Annotated in this window: 19 protein-coding genes; 10 read left to right on the top strand and 9 right to left on the bottom strand. The window is 44.2% G+C overall.

Annotated features, from left to right (window positions below):
• Positions 1-14: 14 nt before the first annotated feature.
• On the bottom strand, positions 15-1,163 hold the full coding sequence (gene dnaN / locus MTX11_RS12055) for a DNA polymerase III subunit beta (protein ID WP_195725353.1): 1,149 nt from the start codon (positions 1,161-1,163) through the stop codon (positions 15-17).
• 109 nt (positions 1,164-1,272) lie between these two features.
• Entirely contained in the window at positions 1,273-2,649 is a 1,377-nt protein-coding gene (gene dnaA, locus MTX11_RS12050) for a chromosomal replication initiator protein DnaA (RefSeq protein ID WP_004281934.1), read from the bottom strand.
• 660 nt (positions 2,650-3,309) lie between these two features.
• Here dnaA and rpmH point away from each other — a divergent pair.
• The 5 genes from rpmH to mnmE all read left to right on the top strand — a co-directional run bounded on the left by rpmH (position 3,310) and on the right by mnmE (position 7,416).
• Complete coding sequence (rpmH, locus tag MTX11_RS12045; RefSeq protein WP_000831329.1) at positions 3,310-3,444, top strand: 50S ribosomal protein L34; 135 nt, start codon at positions 3,310-3,312, stop codon at positions 3,442-3,444.
• Between the two features lie 29 nt (positions 3,445-3,473).
• Entirely contained in the window at positions 3,474-3,866 is a 393-nt protein-coding gene (gene rnpA, locus MTX11_RS12040; protein ID WP_243475201.1) for a ribonuclease P protein component, read from the top strand.
• A gap of 9 nt (positions 3,867-3,875) precedes the next feature.
• Positions 3,876-4,196 (top strand): membrane protein insertion efficiency factor YidD, encoded by a 321-nt coding sequence (gene yidD / locus MTX11_RS12035; protein ID WP_004281931.1) that lies wholly within the window; start codon positions 3,876-3,878, stop codon positions 4,194-4,196.
• Between the two features lie 5 nt (positions 4,197-4,201).
• Positions 4,202-5,965, top strand: coding sequence for a membrane protein insertase YidC (gene yidC, locus MTX11_RS12030; protein ID WP_243475200.1), 1,764 nt, complete (start codon positions 4,202-4,204; stop codon positions 5,963-5,965).
• Between the two features lie 92 nt (positions 5,966-6,057).
• Positions 6,058-7,416 (top strand): tRNA uridine-5-carboxymethylaminomethyl(34) synthesis GTPase MnmE, encoded by a 1,359-nt coding sequence (gene mnmE, locus MTX11_RS12025; protein WP_243475199.1) that lies wholly within the window; start codon positions 6,058-6,060, stop codon positions 7,414-7,416.
• A 42-nt stretch (positions 7,417-7,458) separates the two neighbouring features.
• Here mnmE and MTX11_RS12020 read toward each other — a convergent pair whose 3' ends face one another.
• The gene (locus tag MTX11_RS12020; RefSeq protein ID WP_478250497.1) at positions 7,459-8,637 is read right to left on the bottom strand and encodes an MFS transporter; all 1,179 of its coding nucleotides are present in this window, start codon (positions 8,635-8,637) and stop codon (positions 7,459-7,461) included.
• 346 nt (positions 8,638-8,983) lie between these two features.
• On the opposite strand from MTX11_RS12020, the gene MTX11_RS12015 reads away from it, so the two are divergent.
• Entirely contained in the window at positions 8,984-9,685 is a 702-nt protein-coding gene (locus MTX11_RS12015) for a DsbC family protein (RefSeq protein ID WP_243475198.1), read from the top strand.
• A 99-nt stretch (positions 9,686-9,784) separates the two neighbouring features.
• Here MTX11_RS12015 and MTX11_RS12010 read toward each other — a convergent pair whose 3' ends face one another.
• The 3 genes from MTX11_RS12010 to guaD all read right to left on the bottom strand — a co-directional run bounded on the left by MTX11_RS12010 (position 9,785) and on the right by guaD (position 12,295).
• A complete protein-coding gene (locus MTX11_RS12010) occupies positions 9,785-10,042 on the bottom strand; it encodes a GlsB/YeaQ/YmgE family stress response membrane protein (RefSeq protein WP_004281926.1) in 258 nt (85 codons plus the stop codon).
• A 172-nt stretch (positions 10,043-10,214) separates the two neighbouring features.
• A complete protein-coding gene (gene hpt / locus MTX11_RS12005) occupies positions 10,215-10,742 on the bottom strand; it encodes a hypoxanthine phosphoribosyltransferase (RefSeq protein ID WP_004647133.1) in 528 nt (175 codons plus the stop codon).
• A gap of 224 nt (positions 10,743-10,966) precedes the next feature.
• A complete protein-coding gene (gene guaD, locus MTX11_RS12000; RefSeq protein ID WP_243475197.1) occupies positions 10,967-12,295 on the bottom strand; it encodes a guanine deaminase in 1,329 nt (442 codons plus the stop codon).
• A gap of 99 nt (positions 12,296-12,394) precedes the next feature.
• On the opposite strand from guaD, the gene MTX11_RS11995 reads away from it, so the two are divergent.
• Positions 12,395-12,967: a nucleotidyltransferase family protein gene (locus MTX11_RS11995; RefSeq protein WP_243475196.1), complete on the top strand. Its 573-nt coding sequence runs from the start codon at positions 12,395-12,397 to the stop codon at positions 12,965-12,967.
• A gap of 40 nt (positions 12,968-13,007) precedes the next feature.
• Here the strand turns inward: MTX11_RS11995 and MTX11_RS11990 are convergent, their stop codons facing one another.
• Both MTX11_RS11990 and MTX11_RS11985 read right to left on the bottom strand, forming a co-directional pair.
• Positions 13,008-13,973: a TerC family protein gene (locus MTX11_RS11990; protein ID WP_004728997.1), complete on the bottom strand. Its 966-nt coding sequence runs from the start codon at positions 13,971-13,973 to the stop codon at positions 13,008-13,010.
• A 331-nt stretch (positions 13,974-14,304) separates the two neighbouring features.
• Positions 14,305-15,498, bottom strand: coding sequence for a sugar transporter (locus tag MTX11_RS11985; protein WP_243475195.1), 1,194 nt, complete (start codon positions 15,496-15,498; stop codon positions 14,305-14,307).
• Between the two features lie 155 nt (positions 15,499-15,653).
• Between MTX11_RS11985 and MTX11_RS11980 the strand changes: the two genes are divergently transcribed.
• Entirely contained in the window at positions 15,654-15,932 is a 279-nt protein-coding gene (locus tag MTX11_RS11980; protein WP_243475211.1) for a GNAT family N-acetyltransferase, read from the top strand.
• A 31-nt stretch (positions 15,933-15,963) separates the two neighbouring features.
• Positions 15,964-16,254: a GNAT family N-acetyltransferase gene (locus MTX11_RS11975; RefSeq protein WP_005108225.1), complete on the top strand. Its 291-nt coding sequence runs from the start codon at positions 15,964-15,966 to the stop codon at positions 16,252-16,254.
• Here MTX11_RS11975 and MTX11_RS11970 read toward each other — a convergent pair.
• A complete protein-coding gene (locus MTX11_RS11970) occupies positions 16,247-16,594 on the bottom strand; it encodes a hypothetical protein (RefSeq protein WP_243475194.1) in 348 nt (115 codons plus the stop codon). The genes MTX11_RS11975 and MTX11_RS11970 overlap by 8 nt on opposite strands.
• 196 nt (positions 16,595-16,790) lie before the next feature.
• Between MTX11_RS11970 and MTX11_RS11965 the strand changes: the two genes are divergently transcribed.
• The gene (locus MTX11_RS11965) at positions 16,791-17,264 is read left to right on the top strand and encodes a BLUF domain-containing protein (RefSeq protein ID WP_081407926.1); all 474 of its coding nucleotides are present in this window, start codon (positions 16,791-16,793) and stop codon (positions 17,262-17,264) included.
• The last annotated feature ends 36 nt before the right edge of the window (positions 17,265-17,300 follow it).

The following is a 17,300-nucleotide window of genomic DNA, read 5'->3' as shown; positions in this document are numbered from 1 at the left end:
TCAGAAGCCGCGGCTTAAACACGCATCGGCATGACGACATAAGTCTGATCAGTATGCGCCGGGTCTTGTACTAAGACAGACTGATTCGCTTCAGTCATAGTCATTGATACATCATCGCCATCCAGCACACCGAGGACTTCAATCAGATACTGCGCATTGAAGGACATTTCTAGCGGTGAATCGGCATATTGAATCGCCAGGTCTTCAATCGCTTCATCCTGCTCCGGGTTATTGGCACGAAGTTGCAAAGAATCAGCATTGAAGTTCAGAAACACACCGCGAAGTTTTTCATTACTTAAAATTGCCACACGCTGCAAAGACTGCTTGAACACGTCATGTGCGATCATCACGACTTTGTCGCCCCCACGTGGAATCACACGGCGGTAGTCCGGGAACTTACCATCAATCAGCTTGGTAGTGAAACGCACGGTAATGTTCGCCTGTTCCTTGTCACGGCTTGGCATATTGATGGTCACATTGAGCAGTTCACGACCAATCAATAGAGATAATTGCTCATCTTCAACGCTGAGCAGGCGCTGTAATTCTGCAACGGCCTTACGTGGCACAATTGCCTGAATCGGCTGTGCTGCAGTGGATTGTGCTGCTGTTTCACACAGTGCTAGGCGGTGGCCATCGGTGGTCACAGCACGTAGCTGATTGGCATCAATTTCAAGCAAAGTACCGGTCAGGTAAAAACGCACATCCTGAACTGCCATGGCAAAGGCGGTTTTTTCGAACAGGCGTTTAAGTTCACGCTGTGTCACCGTCACTTGCGTGCCTTGGGTGTTTTCAGTGTTCAGTAATGGATAATCATCAGCAGGCAAGGTACCCAGTACAAAACGGCTGTTGCCTGATTTAAGGATGCAGCGCTGATCTTCAGTAATATGCAAATCCACCAATGCCGCTGAAGGAAGTGACTTACAGATATCAATCAGCTTACGTGCAGGAACTGTGGTCTCGCCTTCCTGTAAACATGCACCTTCAGCCAGTGCTGTACTCGCCACCAGTTCGACTTCCAGGTCGGAACCGGTCACGGTCAATGCTTGCGCAGTCACCTGAATTTTCAGGTTAGACAGGATATTCAAGGTATGGCGACGTTCAACCGCTCCTACGACATGTGAGAGAACATTCAGTAAGCTTTCTTTCGCGATTTTTAAACGCACGGTGCATTCCTCTAAAGCTGAAGATTAATATAGAAAAAGTGATTTTTTTGACGGTTTACTATGCGGCAAAAGCAGCCGCATAGCAAGAATAGAATTTGAGCGATTTAGGTCAACTTTGCAACAGACGCTGCAGGTTTTTATAGTCTTCGTTAAAGATCGGATCTTCTTCACGCAGACTCTGTACTTTCTCGCAAGCATGCATCACGGTACTGTGATCACGACCGCCAAAAGCCATGCCAATTTCCGGAAAACTGTCGCCTGTTAATTCACGTGCCAGCCCCATCGCCAGTTGACGTGGGCGGGCATAAATCCGGGTGCGTTTTGGACCGACCAGTTCTTTCAGCGGAATCCGGAAATACTCACTCACGACACGCTGAATATTTTCGGTACTAATGGTACGGGCACGAATCGCCAGCACATCTTTTAAAGATTCACGCACCACATCCAGATCAATTGGTGTGCCTTTAAAACGTGAAATCGCCACCACTTTGTTCAGCGCACCTTCCAGCTCACGCACGTTAGCCACCACCTGCTGGGCAATAAACAGCGCACAGTTACGTGGTAAATCAACCTGGTTGCTTTCTGCTTTTTTCAGCAGAATTTCAATTCGGGTTTCAATATCTGGTGGTTCAACTCCGACCGACAACCCCCAGGAAAAACGTGAAACCAGACGTGGATCCAGTTCGGTTAGCTCTTTAGGATAACGATCTGAAGTCAGAATAATCTGTTTGGACTCATCCAGCAGTGCGTTAAAGGTGTAGAAAAACTCGACCAGACTGGCCTCTTTACCGGCCAGCAAGTGAATATCATCGACCAGTAATAAATCCAGAGAACGGCAATTTTTCTTAAACTCTTCGACTTTGCCCTGTTGCAACGAGCTGACAAAGTCCTGCACAAAACTTTCTGCGGTCATGTACATGACACGTGCATTCGGTTTTGCCTGCAACAATGCATTGCCCACGGCCTGCATCAAATGGGTTTTACCCAGACCCGTCGGACCATATAAAAATAAGGGGTTGTGCTGTGAAGCCCCCAGCTGGGTCAATACCTTGCGACAGGTTTCTGCCGCCATCTGGTTAGATCGACCTTCTACAAACAACGAGAAGGTAAACAATGGATTCAACTGACGTCTACGGCTATTTTTGCCGCTGTCTTCTTTTTCTTTCTTCGGTTTCGGCACCGGCATGGGTGTCGAGGTTAATGCCGCAGTCGTGGTCGCCGGTTGTTCACTGGCAGATAAAATTGCCCCTGGACGTGAATCCACTAAAATTTCGACCTTGCGTACCCGTCCTTCAGACAATTGCTCTGCCAGAATCGTGATCAGTTCCAGATGATGTTCTTGAATGTAACGCGTCCAGTAAGGATTAGGTGCATACAAACGCAAGCTGTCTTCCAGCTCTTCTGCAACCAATGGGCGAATCCACATTGTAAAGACATTTCCAGAGAGCTCTTGTCGCAGGCGATTTAAGCAGTCCGTCCAAAGCATGTGAATCCCCTATTCATTCCATTGTTCATTCAAAAAAGATGACCGCAACCAAAAGCGGGTCGCCATTCTAACCAAGTTATCCACATCTGTCATGGCAATTTCCACAAAAACTGTGCAAAAAGAAATCACCATGCATAAATTTAAATTTAAAACCCAGTGTGGATAAGTTTATCTGCAAGCTGTGGATAAAATATATCATAAAGTTATCCACAAAGTATAAAATTAATAGAAACAGTTTTATCCACAATATAAGTTTATGTTTAATTAAATAAAAAGTGGATTATCCATAGAAAAAGTGCTCCCTAATAGTAATAAATTTAAATTTATAAATTTGAATTTATTTATAAGATCACTGGTTTTTGTGGATAACTCAGAAAGCTTCAAATTTAAATTCAAAAACACAGGTTAAATTTAAAATCTGGATAACATGTGGATAACTTTGTTGATAGAGTTGTTTATAACTTATATATATTTATATAACAATAACTTAATTTGTGATTAACTTGAATTGAACTATTTTTTATTCAGTTCTCTGAAAAACCAAGGTCTTTATCTTTTTTGATCTTATTTGAAAAGAAAACCGCTTTTGCATTGACAGCTCAAGCAATGAGCACTAAAATCGCGGACCTTCATAGAAAGATCATTTTTTGGAGTTTCAATATGAAACGTACATTCCAACCGTCTGAATTAAAGCGTAAGCGTGTTCATGGTTTCCGTGCTCGTATGGCTACTAAAGCTGGTCGTCAAGTATTAGCTCGCCGTCGTGCAAAAGGTCGTCATAGCTTAACTGTTTAATCAGTTACGCTAAGACGATTTTGGGTGTTATGACAAAACTTTATAGTTTTGGCACAGAGTTGCGATTACGCTGTGCTGCCGATTATAAAGGTGTCTTTGATGGTGCGCTTTTTAAAGTGCATCAACCCCATTTCTTATTTCTTGCAAAACATTCCGAACTGCCAAATAGCCGTTTGGGTTTAGTTGTTGCCAAGAAGAAAGTGCGCCGTGCGCACGAACGAAATCGAGTAAAACGACTTGCTCGCGAAAGTTTTCGCCTGCATCAACAGCAACTAGATGATTTGGATATTGTGGTTATGCCTAAAGTAGGTATAGAAGCAGTGCCGAACGCAGAGTTGCATCAGCAATTACAATTTGCCTGGCAGAAACTTAACCGTCTCGCCAAAAAGCATTCAAAAATAGCCCCCTCCCCACAAAAGTAGAGTTGGCCAATGGTACGTTTACTGCATTGGTTGATCCGTTTCTATCAGATTGCGATTAGTCCTCTTCTTGGACCGCGCTGTCGTTATATTCCAACTTGTTCTCAATATTCCTTGGAAGCAGTCCAGATGCATGGCGCTGGGCGTGGAGTGTGGCTGGCTACTAAACGTATTTGCCGTTGTCATCCGTGGGGGGGCTCGGGATATGATCCTGTTCCCTCAAAAGCGATTCGTTTTATTTCATTTCAGCAAATAGATTCTCAAACGCTTCACGTTGCTGTACCCTTTCGTGATCGTTTATTGAACCAAAATCACTCTCACCACTTGGGGTAATACATATGCAACAATGGGCCAGGATTGCAATTCTCGGAGCCATGTTTGTTGTCGCATATTTGCTCATTTTGGCGTGGCAAAAAGATTATGGAAATGCTGAAACAAAACCGCAGCAGGAAGCTGCGGTTGTTTCGCATGACGTATCTGCAGATTTGCCAAATGGTCAGACGGCTACAGTTGCCTCTGATCTGCCACAAGCAAATGTGCCAGCACAGCAAGCCACGGATGCCACAGCACCTGTAAGTCAGCAGCTTATTTCAGTACAAACTGACCTTTATCATCTTTGGATCAATCCGAAGGGTGGTGATATTGTTCGTATTGAATTACTCAATCATGACAAGAACAAAGACAGCGATGAACCTTTCGTCATGCTGGAAAGCGATGCGAAACGTACTTATGTCGCCCAGTCTGGCCTGATCGGTCTGAATGGACCGGACAGCAGCCGTAACGGCCGTCCAATGTATGAGCTGGAAAAAACTGCTTATACCCTGGCAGATGCGAAAACAGTCAAATCCAAAGATGGTGAAAACCTGAAAGTATTGTCTGTACCGCTAGTGTTTAAAACCGCTGACGGGATTGAGATCATTAAGACCTTCAATTTCACTGAAGGTGAATATCCGGTCGTGGTAAATCACAAAGTGGTTAACCGCAGTGGCCAGACCTGGCAAGGTCAGATGTTCGGTCAGATCAAACGCGATAACTCGGAAGATCCAGGCAAGTCCGATCAAGGGATCTTCACGCTGGGAACATTCCTCGGCGGTGCATGGGGTACCCCGGACGAGCAGTACAACAAGCTTAAATTCGACAACTTTGTTGAAGAAAAAGTCAGTACTGAAGCGACAGGTGGTTGGGTGGCAATGGTACAGCACTACTTTGTCAGTGCATGGGTTCCAGGTCAGCTGAAGTTGACTCAAGGCAATGGCGAAGCCTATAGCGCCAAGCTTGAATCACGCAAATCAACCGATAACATGAACATCATCGGTTTTACTTCACCAACGTTTAATGTACCAGCAGGTACCGTGGCTGAAATTGATGCGACCTTCTATTCAGGTCCGAAAATCCAGTCAGAACTGAAAGATTTGGCTGCAGGTTTAAACCAGACCGTTGATTATGGCTGGTTATGGCCAATTGCGAAATTACTGTTCGTGGGTCTTGAATTCTTCCATGGTCTGGTGGGTAACTGGGGCTGGGCAATTATTCTGTTGACCGTTCTGGTGAAACTGATCCTTTGGCCATTGTCGTCGAAGAGCTATCGCTCGATGGCGAAAATGCGGGTGATTGCGCCAGAAATGCAACGCATGAAAGAAGAGTTCGGTGAAGACCGGATGCGCTTCTCTCAAGAAATGATGGCATTGTACAAACGTGAACAGGTCAATCCGCTTGCCGGCTGTTTACCGCTGTTATTACAAATGCCGATTTTCCTGGCCTTGTACTGGGTATTGATGGAATCTGTGGAACTGCGTCATGCGCCATGGATGCTGTGGATTCAGGATTTGTCTTCAATGGATCCTTGGTTCATCCTGCCGTTGTTGATGGGCTTAACGATGTATATCCAACAGTCGTTAAATCCACAACCGACGGATCCAATGCAGGCAAAAGTCTTCAAGTTTATGCCGATTATCTTTACCGTATTCTTGTTGTTCTTCCCGGCAGGCTTGGTCCTGTACTGGATCGTCAACAACTTGATCACGATTCTGCAACAAACTTTGATTAACAAGTCTGTTGCCAAAGATCGCGCGAAACGTGATGAGGCCACTCCAGTCAACTAAGTTGTACGGATAGGCTGAATAAATCCGCTTAAGATGGTAATCTTAGGCGGATTTTTTTTGGCTGTACTTTTGAGTCTTTGCAGGTGAATTTTATGCTCAACCGAACCACAACTATTGCTGCGATTGCAACTCCACCAGGACGTGGCGGCGTTGGGGTGATTCGCCTGTCAGGTCCAAAATCTTATGAGATTGCCCAGCAACTGACACAAAAAGAGCTGCCAAAAGCGCGTTTTGCCGGTTTCCGCCAATTCTATGATGCGGCCGGCGAAGTCATGGATGAAGGACTGGCGATTTGCTTCCCGAATCCAAACTCGTTTACCGGCGAAGATGTCGTAGAGCTGCAAGGTCATGGCGGTCCGGTGATTCAGAATGCCTTGCTTGGCCGTTTGCTGGAGCTGGGCGCCACTGCAGCCAAGGCCGGTGAATTCTCGATGCGTGCCTTCGAAAATGGCAAACTGGATCTGGTGCAGGCTGAAGCAATTGCCGACCTGATTGATGCAACTTCGCAAGCGGCTGCCCGTTCTGCAGTACGTTCTTTGCAAGGGGCGTTTTCGACCAAAGTCAATGCAGTCCTTGAGCAGCTGATTCACCTGCGTTTGCATGTGGAAGCCGCAATTGATTTCCCGGAAGAAGAAATCGACTTTCTGGCGGATGGCAAGATTTTAAATCTGCTGGATGGCGTATCCAGTGCCGTCACTCAAGTACAGCAATCTGCACGTCAAGGTCAGTTGTTACGTGAAGGTTTACAGGTGGTAATTGCGGGTAAACCGAATGCCGGTAAATCTTCCTTACTGAATGCGCTGGCTGGAATTGAACGCGCGATTGTGACCGATATTGCCGGTACCACCCGTGATGTCCTGCATGAAAAAATTACCTTAAATGGTCTGCCGATCACCCTCACCGATACCGCAGGCTTGCGTGAAACCGGCGATATCGTAGAAAAAGAAGGAATCCGCCGCGCGATTAAAGAAATTGAACAGGCTGATTTATTACTCTTGGTCTATGACTTAAGCCAGGGCGAAGATCCGCTGCAACTTGCTCAGGAATATTTTGCTGAACATATAGAACCGAAACGTTTGATGCTGATTGGCAATAAATGTGACCTGACCGGGGCTGAAGCTATAATTGGCGATTTAAATGGTTTCCGGCATATCGCAGTCTCTGCCAAGCAGGAAACCGGTATTCAAGCGCTCATAGAAGCGATTACAGCGCATGCAGGCTTCCAACCCGAAGAAGATACCTTTATCGCACGTACCCGTCATTTAGACGCAATGAAGCGCACTCAGCTCTATCTGGCTGAAGCGCGTGAGCAACTGGTGGTGTATAACGCCGGTGAACTGGTGGCAGAGTCCTTACGTCTGGCGCAAAATGCCTTGGGTGAGATCACTGGTGATTTCAGTGCAGATGACCTGCTGGGCAAGATCTTCGGTTCATTCTGTATTGGAAAGTAATTATCTAATAAACATCAAAAAGGCCCTCAATTGAGGGCTTTTTTAGACTGGTAGACGGGATTTTTGATAAGCCCACCATAGTGCAAAACACAGTAAACTAATCGCGATACAAAAGCTGATTACAGCGAAATCCAGCCCCCAGTGATCGGCCAGATAACCCACAGTAATAATAGGGACAATAGTGCCCAGATAGGCAATAAACAGATAGGTCGACATGACGGCTGCACGGTTGTTTAAGCTGGTCATTTGATGAATCAGGGCAAAAGCACCCATTAAGGCAAAACCATGGCCGATCCCAAAGAAAATATCACTGATAAAAAATAGCAGGCTGATTTTCGAATACATACATAGCGCCAAAATCATCAGGCTCAAGCACATCATCATCAGACCGATATTCAGACATTTAGAGGCTGCGACGGCTTTGGCCATAAACTGCACGATCACTGAGACTACTAAAATACTGGTAATGGCCAGCCCACTGACCAGAGGACCATGCCAAGGTAAAATATTCCGGACAAAGGACGGCGACAGTGAAGCAAACAGGCTAAAAGCGGCAAAGGCACTAAAAGCCGTCACTGCAATAATTATAAATACCCGATGAAACTGCGCTTCAGGTCGTTGCAGTTTAGGCGCCATGCTAAAGGGCTGTGCCTCAAACTTGGGTGCTTTGATCCAGAACAGGCCAATCAGACACAGCACGGCACCCAGAATAATCGGTAAATATGGCATCACCAAAGGGGCAGCGGAAAACTGCGCAATCACACCACCGACCAAGGGTCCCAAACCAAAACCCATTGCGGTGATGATTGAAATCAGTTGTGGTGCAGTGTGTTTATGGCTTTCTGGGATGGTATGCATCAAGCCCATCATGGCAGAAGTGGTCATTAGGCCCGAGGCAATCCCAATAATAAAACGGCCAATCGAGAGGATCAGTGCATTTTGGGCAAAAACGGAAATGATGAGACCTAAGGTGATTAGTGCCAGACCAATTTGCAGGGTCCGTAAAAATCCAATGCTGTTACTGGTTCTACCCAAAAATAGCAAGGTCGAGAGGCAGCCAAACATATAGGCGACAAAAATGTAGGTGATGTGGCTGGGCAGCAAATGCCAGAGCTGTTGATAAATCGGATAAAGCGGACTGGCCAAAGCGGTGCCAATCGTTCCCATCATTAAAGCTAGGCTGACCATCAAGAACGGTCGCCAGCTGGTCGTTATTGTCATGAAAATGCCGTTATAGTGTTGATCCTTGGCCAATCCATGTCAGGGCGTAGCGAGGAATATAGAAAGTGTCTGCAGTTTAGAATGGATACAGAAAATCGGTCAAGGTTGAATGAGTAAGATATTTATCATTTAAAATATTTTAACTATATAAAACAGTTATTTATTATGAATATTGATGTGTTTTCTAGATAGATTGGAGTTCAAGCTAACGCTATACATGGTGTTCCACGTGAAACATTATGAGCTTATTTAACTGAGTGTAAACAGTAACATAAATGTTTGAGAAATTTAAAAGCAGAGCGATTAGAATCGAAGCATATTCTTATCCAATTCATGTAGAACATTCATGTTAAAAAAAATACTGATCATTAGTTTAAGTACATTGGTTTCAAGCTTCGCATTTGCCAATATTGATACGGTACAAGCTAACTTGGCAAAAAACAGTCCCAATTTAAAAATTGAAAATATTCAGACCACCGAGATGAAAGGTATCTATAGCGGTTCCATGCAGGGCCAAGTGGTTTATTTGAATGAAGATGCTAAACATCTGATTGCTGGCCCGATGCTGCGGATTCAGGATCAGCATAATCTGACCCGTGATTTAATGCTGAAACAAAATAGTATCGACTGGAAAAAATTACCGCTTCAGGATGCTGTGAAAAGTGTAAGAGGTACGGGTAAACGTCAGATTGCGATCTTTTCTGACCCAAATTGCCCGTATTGTAAAAAGCTTGAGCTAGAGCTGAAAAAACTGAATGACTTGACCATTTATACCTTTATTCTTCCTTTAAAACCCCAGTCGGTTGCTCCTTCAAAACAGGTGTATTGCGCGTCTAATCCAGCTCAGGCATGGGAAGATCTGATTGCTCAAGGAATTCAACCTAAATCGAAAAAAAGTTGCACCAATCCAATTGAGCGGAATAAAAAACTGGCTCAGTCTATGGGCGTGAATGGTACACCTGCGATTATTTTTTCCAATGGTTTTAAAGTGATGGGTGCCTATCCGGCAGAGCAGATTGAGCAGATCTTTAAAGAATTCAATTTATAAAAATTAAATAAAGCTATCAGTCGCTCAATATAAAAAAGCACCTTTTCCGGTGCTTTTTTATTCAGGTCGTCAAATCAACCTCAGAAACATCTGAATGGTTTAGACTGTACGGCGTTTGGTTACCATATTATAAATAAACAGAATAATCACAGCACCAATCACGGAAGCAATCAGCCCTGCTGCGGAATCTGCCGAATATAGACCGAGCATACGGCCACCAAAAGTCGCCAATAAGGAGCCAGCAATACCCAGCAAGGTGGTCATGATAAAGCCTGCCTTGTCATTACCCGGGTGAATGGCACGTGCAATCAGACCTGCTACAAAACCAATGACGATCGCCACAATAATTGTCCACATATGCATACTCCTTCTTGTCATGTCTTTGTTTTCACATCTGTTTAATCATCTTGAAATAAAGTCAGGATTATAAAAAGTTGAATCCTGAAACGAGATGTTATTTTTTGTTCCCGGTTTCCTGTCCATTTTAGGCATAAAAAAAGTGGCTTATACCACTTTTTTCAACCTGATTTTAAAGACCGATTTCACCAATAAATGGCAGGTGACGGTACTTCTGGTCATAGTCTAGGCCATAACCCACAATAAATTTATCTTCAACTTCAAAGCCCATAAATTCGACTTTCAGATCGATTTCACGACGCGATGGTTTACTTACCAAAGTACACAGTTGAATCGAGTTAGGTTCACGGGTTTGCAGGATTTCGAGTACCTTGCTTAAAGTGTTGCCTGAATCAATAATATCTTCAACCACCAACACATCTTTACCACGGATTTCACCGTCTAAATCTTTCAGGATTTTTACATCACGTGACGATACCGTGCCACCGCCATAACTGGACACAGTCATGAAATCCAGTTCATGCGGTTTTGAAATCACACGACATAAATCAGCCATAAAAATTACTGAACCACGTAATAAACCGATGAGCACAAGTTCTTTGTCACTATTGGCATAGTGTGCATTGATTTGAGCACCAAGCTCTTTGACTTTAGCTTGAATTTCTTCAGCGGAAATCATTACGCTCATTTGAACGGTCATGGGTAGATACCTAAAAAGTAAAAATAGCAAAATAAAAAAGGTGTTGACCTGCAACACCTGAATACGTCGCAATTTTAATACATCCCTAGCAGAGATGCACCTGTTTTGCTGGCTGTAAATGTAATCATTTTTTAGCCGCTGCTGAATCGCGTTTCAATAAAAAAACACAGCCCAGTGCCATTGCAGACAGGATCAAGTATTGGCGACGGCGGGATTTTTTTGTTTTATTCACTGGATGCTGCTTTGACATAAACGGCTGCTCCATAGACATAGGTGGCTGCAATATTACGGTCATCACCAAGCATGGTCAGTGCAAAAAATGCATCTTCAATATTTTTAGCTTTGCTCTGGCGTAACTGCTGTAAGGCAGTGGCATTGAGATCCAGAACCACAAAGTCGGCTTCTTTGCCAATATTAAAGTTCCCCAGGCGATCATCTAGACTCAAGGCTTTGGCACCGCCTAAAGTGGCATGATATAAGGCTTCAAAGGCAGAAAGTTTTTCACCCTGCAACTGTTGCACCTTATAGGCTTCATTCAGGGTTTGCAGCTGATTAAATGATGTTCCTGCTCCAATGTCTGTGCCTAAGCCGACTTTGACCCCTTTGTCCCAGGTCTTTTTCAGGGGAAATAAGCCACTACCCAGGAATAGATTTGAGGTCGGACAGAAAGCAATGGCTGAGTCGGTCTGATGCATACAATCCCACTCTTCATCTTCCAGATGCACGCAATGCGCGAAAACGGATTTGCTGCCGGTTAAACCATAATGATGATACACATCCAGATAACCTTCACGTTCAGGAAAGAGTTCTTTTACCCAAGCAATTTCATTTTTATTTTCACTTAAATGGGTATGTACATAGACATCCGGATATTCGGCTTTGAGCTGTCCGGCTTTTTGTAATTGTTCAGGTGTTGAAGTTGGTGCAAAGCGTGGGGTAATCGCATACAGATTACGTCCTTTGCCATGCCACTTTTCAATCAGCGTTTTAGAATCTATATAAGCCGTTTCTGCTGTATCTGTGAGTGCTTCCGGTGCATGACGATCCATCAGGACTTTACCTGCGATCAGACGCATATTGCGCGTGGTCGCCGCATTAAACAAAGCATCTACGGATTCAGGATGAACGGTACAAAAGACCAGTGCAGTGGTGGTGCCATTTTTAAGCAATTCCTGCACGAAAAATTCGGCAATTTTTTCGCTATAGGATGCATCTTGGAATTGGATTTCAGTGGGGAATGTATAGGTATTTAACCATTCCAGTAGTTGTTCACCATACGCCCCGACCATTTCTGTTTGCGGGAAATGAATATGGGTATCGATAAAACCGGGAACAATCAGTTGATCTGGATAGTGCTTTAATTCAGCGTTGGTAGGAAGTCGTGACTGCCCTTCTTGCCAAGGACCAAACCACTGGATTTTACCTTCGTGAATGATGACTAAACCATCTTCTACATATCGCACTTGGTCGTGTATATCACGTGCTTGGGCAACTGTATTCTGAATGTCGAGGAAGCGACCACGGATCGCTGTCGTTGCAATTACAGAAGACATTTTAAACCTACGCTTTTTGATTTTTTCGATTGATTGTAGCTGAAAAAATTGCCATGTTTGTATGAACATTCATATTTAAATAGTGATCCAGATTCTTTTATGACCCCATCCAATTATCATGATCAATTTCAACAGATCGTGCGTGCGCAGCCGACCTTAATGCGCATCTTGCATCAGTTAGCACAATTGCACTCTGAAGCTTATGTTGCAGCGGGTGTGTTACGTCATGTGATCTGGGCGCATTTACATGACTGGGAATATGAAATGAATCATACTGAGGTCGATGTAATTTTCTATGACGAAAATAAGCAGGCTCGCGCTATAGAACAGCAACTTGCAGATCAGTTAAAAGACTATTTTCCAGATATCCGTTGGGATGTGACTAATCAAGCCTTTGTACATGAGTGGTATCGTACCGATCAAAATGAAAATATTGAGCCTTTAACTTCAATTAGTCATGCGCTGTCATTATGGCCAGAAACTGTCACGGCCTTGGCACTGCGCCTGAAAGATGATGAATTGGAGTTGATCGCTCCTTTCGGTTTAGCAGATTTATTTGAGTTAAAGCTGCGTTGGAATCCGAATTTAGTCAGTTATGCCGTGTTTGAGCAACGCATGCTGAGCAAACAGTTTTTACAAAAATGGCCCAAATTATCCCTGATAGAACAATAAAAAAAAGCCTGCTGATGCAGGCTTTTTTGATGATTACTTTTTACAGGGTGGTTTCGTTATATTTCTTGCTATGACGAATCGACAAGATCGCGGTCACAGTCAGGACAATCACAATAAAGCTCAAAGAAATCCAGATCGGCATATGGAACACATCCAGCATCAGCATTTTAAAGCCGATAAAGACCAGAATGATCCCGAGACCATAAGGCAGATAATGCATTTTTGAGGCTGCGCCCGAGAGCAGGAAGAACATCGCGCGTAGGCCTAAAATCGCCATCAGATTTGCGGTAAGGACAATAAAGGGATCGGTGGTGACGGCAAAAATAGCTGGAATAGAATCGACGGCAAAGATCACATCAGAGGCTTCAACCAGGATCAGGACCAAGAACAACGGCGTTGCCCAGAGCAAACCATTCTGACGGACAAAGAATTTGTCGCCCTGAAGTTGCGGGGTAATACGCATATGTTTACGTAGCCATTTCAGAATCGCCATATCTTCAATATTGCTGTCTTCTTCATGCTGACCACGAAGGAATTTGAAGCCGGTATACACCAGGAACGCACCGAAGATATACAGAATCCAAGAGAATTCCTGTACAAACCAGGCGCCAATAAAAATAAAGATGGTTCTGAGTACAATCGCACCCAGTACGCCATATAACAGCAGTTTACGTTGCAGTGCGGGTGGAATGGCAAAGGCCGCGAAGATCATCAGCCAAACAAAGACGTTATCAATCGCCAGGGATTTTTCCAGCAGATAACCGGCAAAGTATTCCATGACCTTGGCATTGGCAATTGCCGTGCCTGCGGTCTGCTCCAGATACAGCCATAAGCCGCCACCAAATAAAGTCGCGACACTGACCCAGGCAATACTCCAGTAGGCAGCAGTACGGACTTTAACTTCCTGACCATGCTGATGCTTAAAGCCGACAAAATCGATTATCAGCATGACTGCGACAATCGCGAAAAAGACGAGATACAGCCAGAGTGTACCAATGGTTTCCATGTGAATTCTCCACATCGGACAACTAGCCATAAAAAAACCTTGACCAGTTGCCAGATGAAAAACATCTATAACAACATGATCAAGGTCTTGCCTACATCTTACTGTTCCACTTTTTTATATAAAGTGTGACTTCAAGATGCTCAGATACCGACTTTTTGCAAAGTGTAATGACGATATTCTGACACGTTTAAAAATTGAAATTTCATTCTTAAACGCTTGGAGGAGGCTACTCCCCTTGTTCAAACTAAATTTTATTTGAGCGGTAGCTCAATGTGCAGCAAGCATGACAGATTTTTGCTAAGACTACAATTTCATTTACAAAAATCATGCTTCAAGGCGCTTTCTTACCTAAGAAATCCGGACGCTGAATCAGGTATAAGCTGATCAGAAAACCCAAGCTGGCCAGGATTGCTCCTACCCAGCCAATACTATGTAATCCGATATGTGCCGTTACCAGACCGCCGAGTAAGGCACCGCCGCCAATCCCGACATTGTACAAACCTGAAAAAATCGCCATGGCGACATCAGTCGCATCGGAAGCCAGATTTAAGGTCTTGGCTTGTAGAGCCAGACTAAACCCAATAATGCTGATGCCCCAGATTAACGCCAAGCTATTAAGCTGAAATACACCCTGAGACAGTGGCAGCAATAACAGTAGCGAGATCCCTAGCCCGAGTGTAAATAGCGGAATGGTGAGTCGGGGAAAATGCGGTGCAAAGCGACCAAATATATAAGACCCGATCAGACCTGCACCGCCATAAATCAGCAATAAGCTGGTGGTTTGCGCAGAGCTGAATTGCGCAATATTCAGCGCAAAGGGTTCAATATAACTATAGGCGGTAAATTGCGCACTAATCACAAGCACGGTAAGCGCAAAGACCAGCATCAGGCTGGGACGTTTTAGCAAGTTTTTTAAACTGCTGAGTGATCCAGAATTGACACTTGGTAATAAAGGCAAGGTTTTGGCCAGCAGTACACACACCACACTCGCCACAACTGCGATCAAGGCAAAACTATTGCGCCAGCCATAGGCCTCCCCGATCATCCGGCCAAAGGGAATTCCCAGGACCATCGCCATGGCGGTACCGGTAGCCAATAAGCCCAATGCCTGAAATTCTTTGCCCTTTGGCGCAACCCGCACGGCAAGCGACGCCGTAATTGACCAGAATAGTGCATGCGCTACGGCAATACCAATCCGGCTCAGCACCAGAATGCTAAAGCTCCAGGCAAAATAGGACAGCACATGACTGAAAATAAACACTGCAAATAAAACCATCAGCAGAAAGCGCCGTTCAATATTTTTGGTCAGTAACATCATTGGCAAAGAAAGCAGCGCCACGACCCAGGCATAAATTGTCAGCATCCACCCGACCTGGGTCGGTGACATGGCAAAACTGGTACCAATATCACTTAATAGCGCCACCGGGATAAATTCGGTGGTATTGAAAATAAAGGCAGCAGAGGCTAAAGCAATCACACAAACCCATTGACGTGTCACCGAAGAGGTGGAAGAAGAGCTAGACATACATATCTGATAAAAAGAACCGGCCGGCAGTTTAAACCTGTTGAGCAAAATGCGGTATTGGTCAGAAGGACAGATTCACAATCCTTTAAAAGAAATCTAACAATAGAGCAGGGAAAAATATGTCAGTCTGGCTTAAAAACAAGGAGAGGATCGGCATGTTGATCGAGCATCAGCAACAGGACAATGGAGGTTTATGGTTTGTAGAGCCAAATGAAAAACGTCTGGCAGAAATGAGTTATTCAAGAGTAAATGAAGATCAATTAGTGATTGAACACACCTGGGTCGATGACAGTCTACGCGGCCAGCACGTCGGGTATTATCTGGTCGAGGCAGCTGTGAATTTTGCCCGTGAACACGGCATCAGGATTATTCCAAAATGCCCTTTTGCCAAATCCGTGTTCGAGCGAGAGCCTCGCTTTAATGATGTTTTATAATTTTAAAATGACAACAAAGGTTTAGATTCGTATGGAAATTAAATATCAAGATTCAAAACGTGGTGGTGTATTTTTTATGGAAGATCAAGGACGCCGCCTGGCGGAGATCACTTATCAATGGCGGGGCGATGCCGTCATCATTGCCGATCATACCTGGGTCGATGATTCCCTGCGTGGCCACGGTATTGCCCGAAAAATGCTGGATGTATTGGTCGATTTTGCCCGTGAAAAAAGTTTAACCATTATCCCGCAATGTTCCTATGTGGATGTCATGTTTAAACGTGACCGAAGTCTGGCAGATGTCGCGGCAACGGCTATTTAGCCATCCAAGGGGATTTCCCGAAAGATAAATGCAATCTTTCTTTCAAGGCAGGAATCAATATAACCTGTAACAGGGTATATAAACCGAAACCTGCCATCACCCCGGTCATCGCCCAGAAAATTTCTTCAAACTGTTGCAGCATCACTAAAATTGCCATAATCAGCAGGTAACTGGCATGAAAATAAATACGATGCCCAACAAATTTCAAGATCGTCCAGCTAATAAAAATTGAACTGATCAGCAGATTGGTTTGAGCGCTGAATTGCCAGTCATTTAAAGTGATGATCAGGATAAAACACACACATAACAAGGCGAGGGTTAAAATCAGATCTTTTAACATCAAGTGATCCTCATGTTCATGGTAGGTGTATGAAAATATTCGTTTAATAATTTAGGCACTATTGTTAAAAGTTTAGTCCAGAAATGCAAACTGAAAACTGTGTAAGCAAAAACGGATATTTGCTTAAAAAATGGTCGACTTAATTTAAAATTATTGATTAAATTGTGGTTTTAATTCTTCCCTCTAGTGAGATGGCATGATGCTACAGCTTTGCTATGCCAGTGAACGCATAGAATCTGAACAAGAGTTGTTACAAGATTTGAGTGATATTTTGGCCACTGCCCGGAAGTTCAATCTTCAGCATCAGATTCATGGGGTGTTGTATTATTCCCATGGCAAATTTTTCCAGTGCCTTGAAGGTCAGGCTGAAGTAGTAGAAAGTTTATTTCAGAGCATTTCTCAGGATCCCCGTCATCACAATATCTTGCGTTTTGCAGATGCAATGGTAGAGCAGTCCCATTTCTCGGAATGGTCAATGAAATATGTACATAAACACAGTGAAATTTCTTCTTTATTTTCACGTTTAGGTTTGAAGCAATTTGATCCACATGCCTTGCAGCAGTCAGGAATTGCCGAGTTCCTCAAAGTGCTGTATCGCCTGGAAGAAAATCAGGCCAGTCTGGCATCGCCAAAAGGCTATAAGCAGCGTGGTTATGTCCCCTATTTCTGATCTGCTGGATTAAAGCTGAAAATAAAAAAGTCCGCA

The sequence above is a fragment of the Acinetobacter lwoffii genome (genome assembly GCF_022809915.1).
Lineage (GTDB): Bacteria > Pseudomonadota > Gammaproteobacteria > Pseudomonadales > Moraxellaceae > Acinetobacter > Acinetobacter lwoffii_M.
This window is presented reverse-complemented; position numbering and strand designations above follow the sequence as displayed.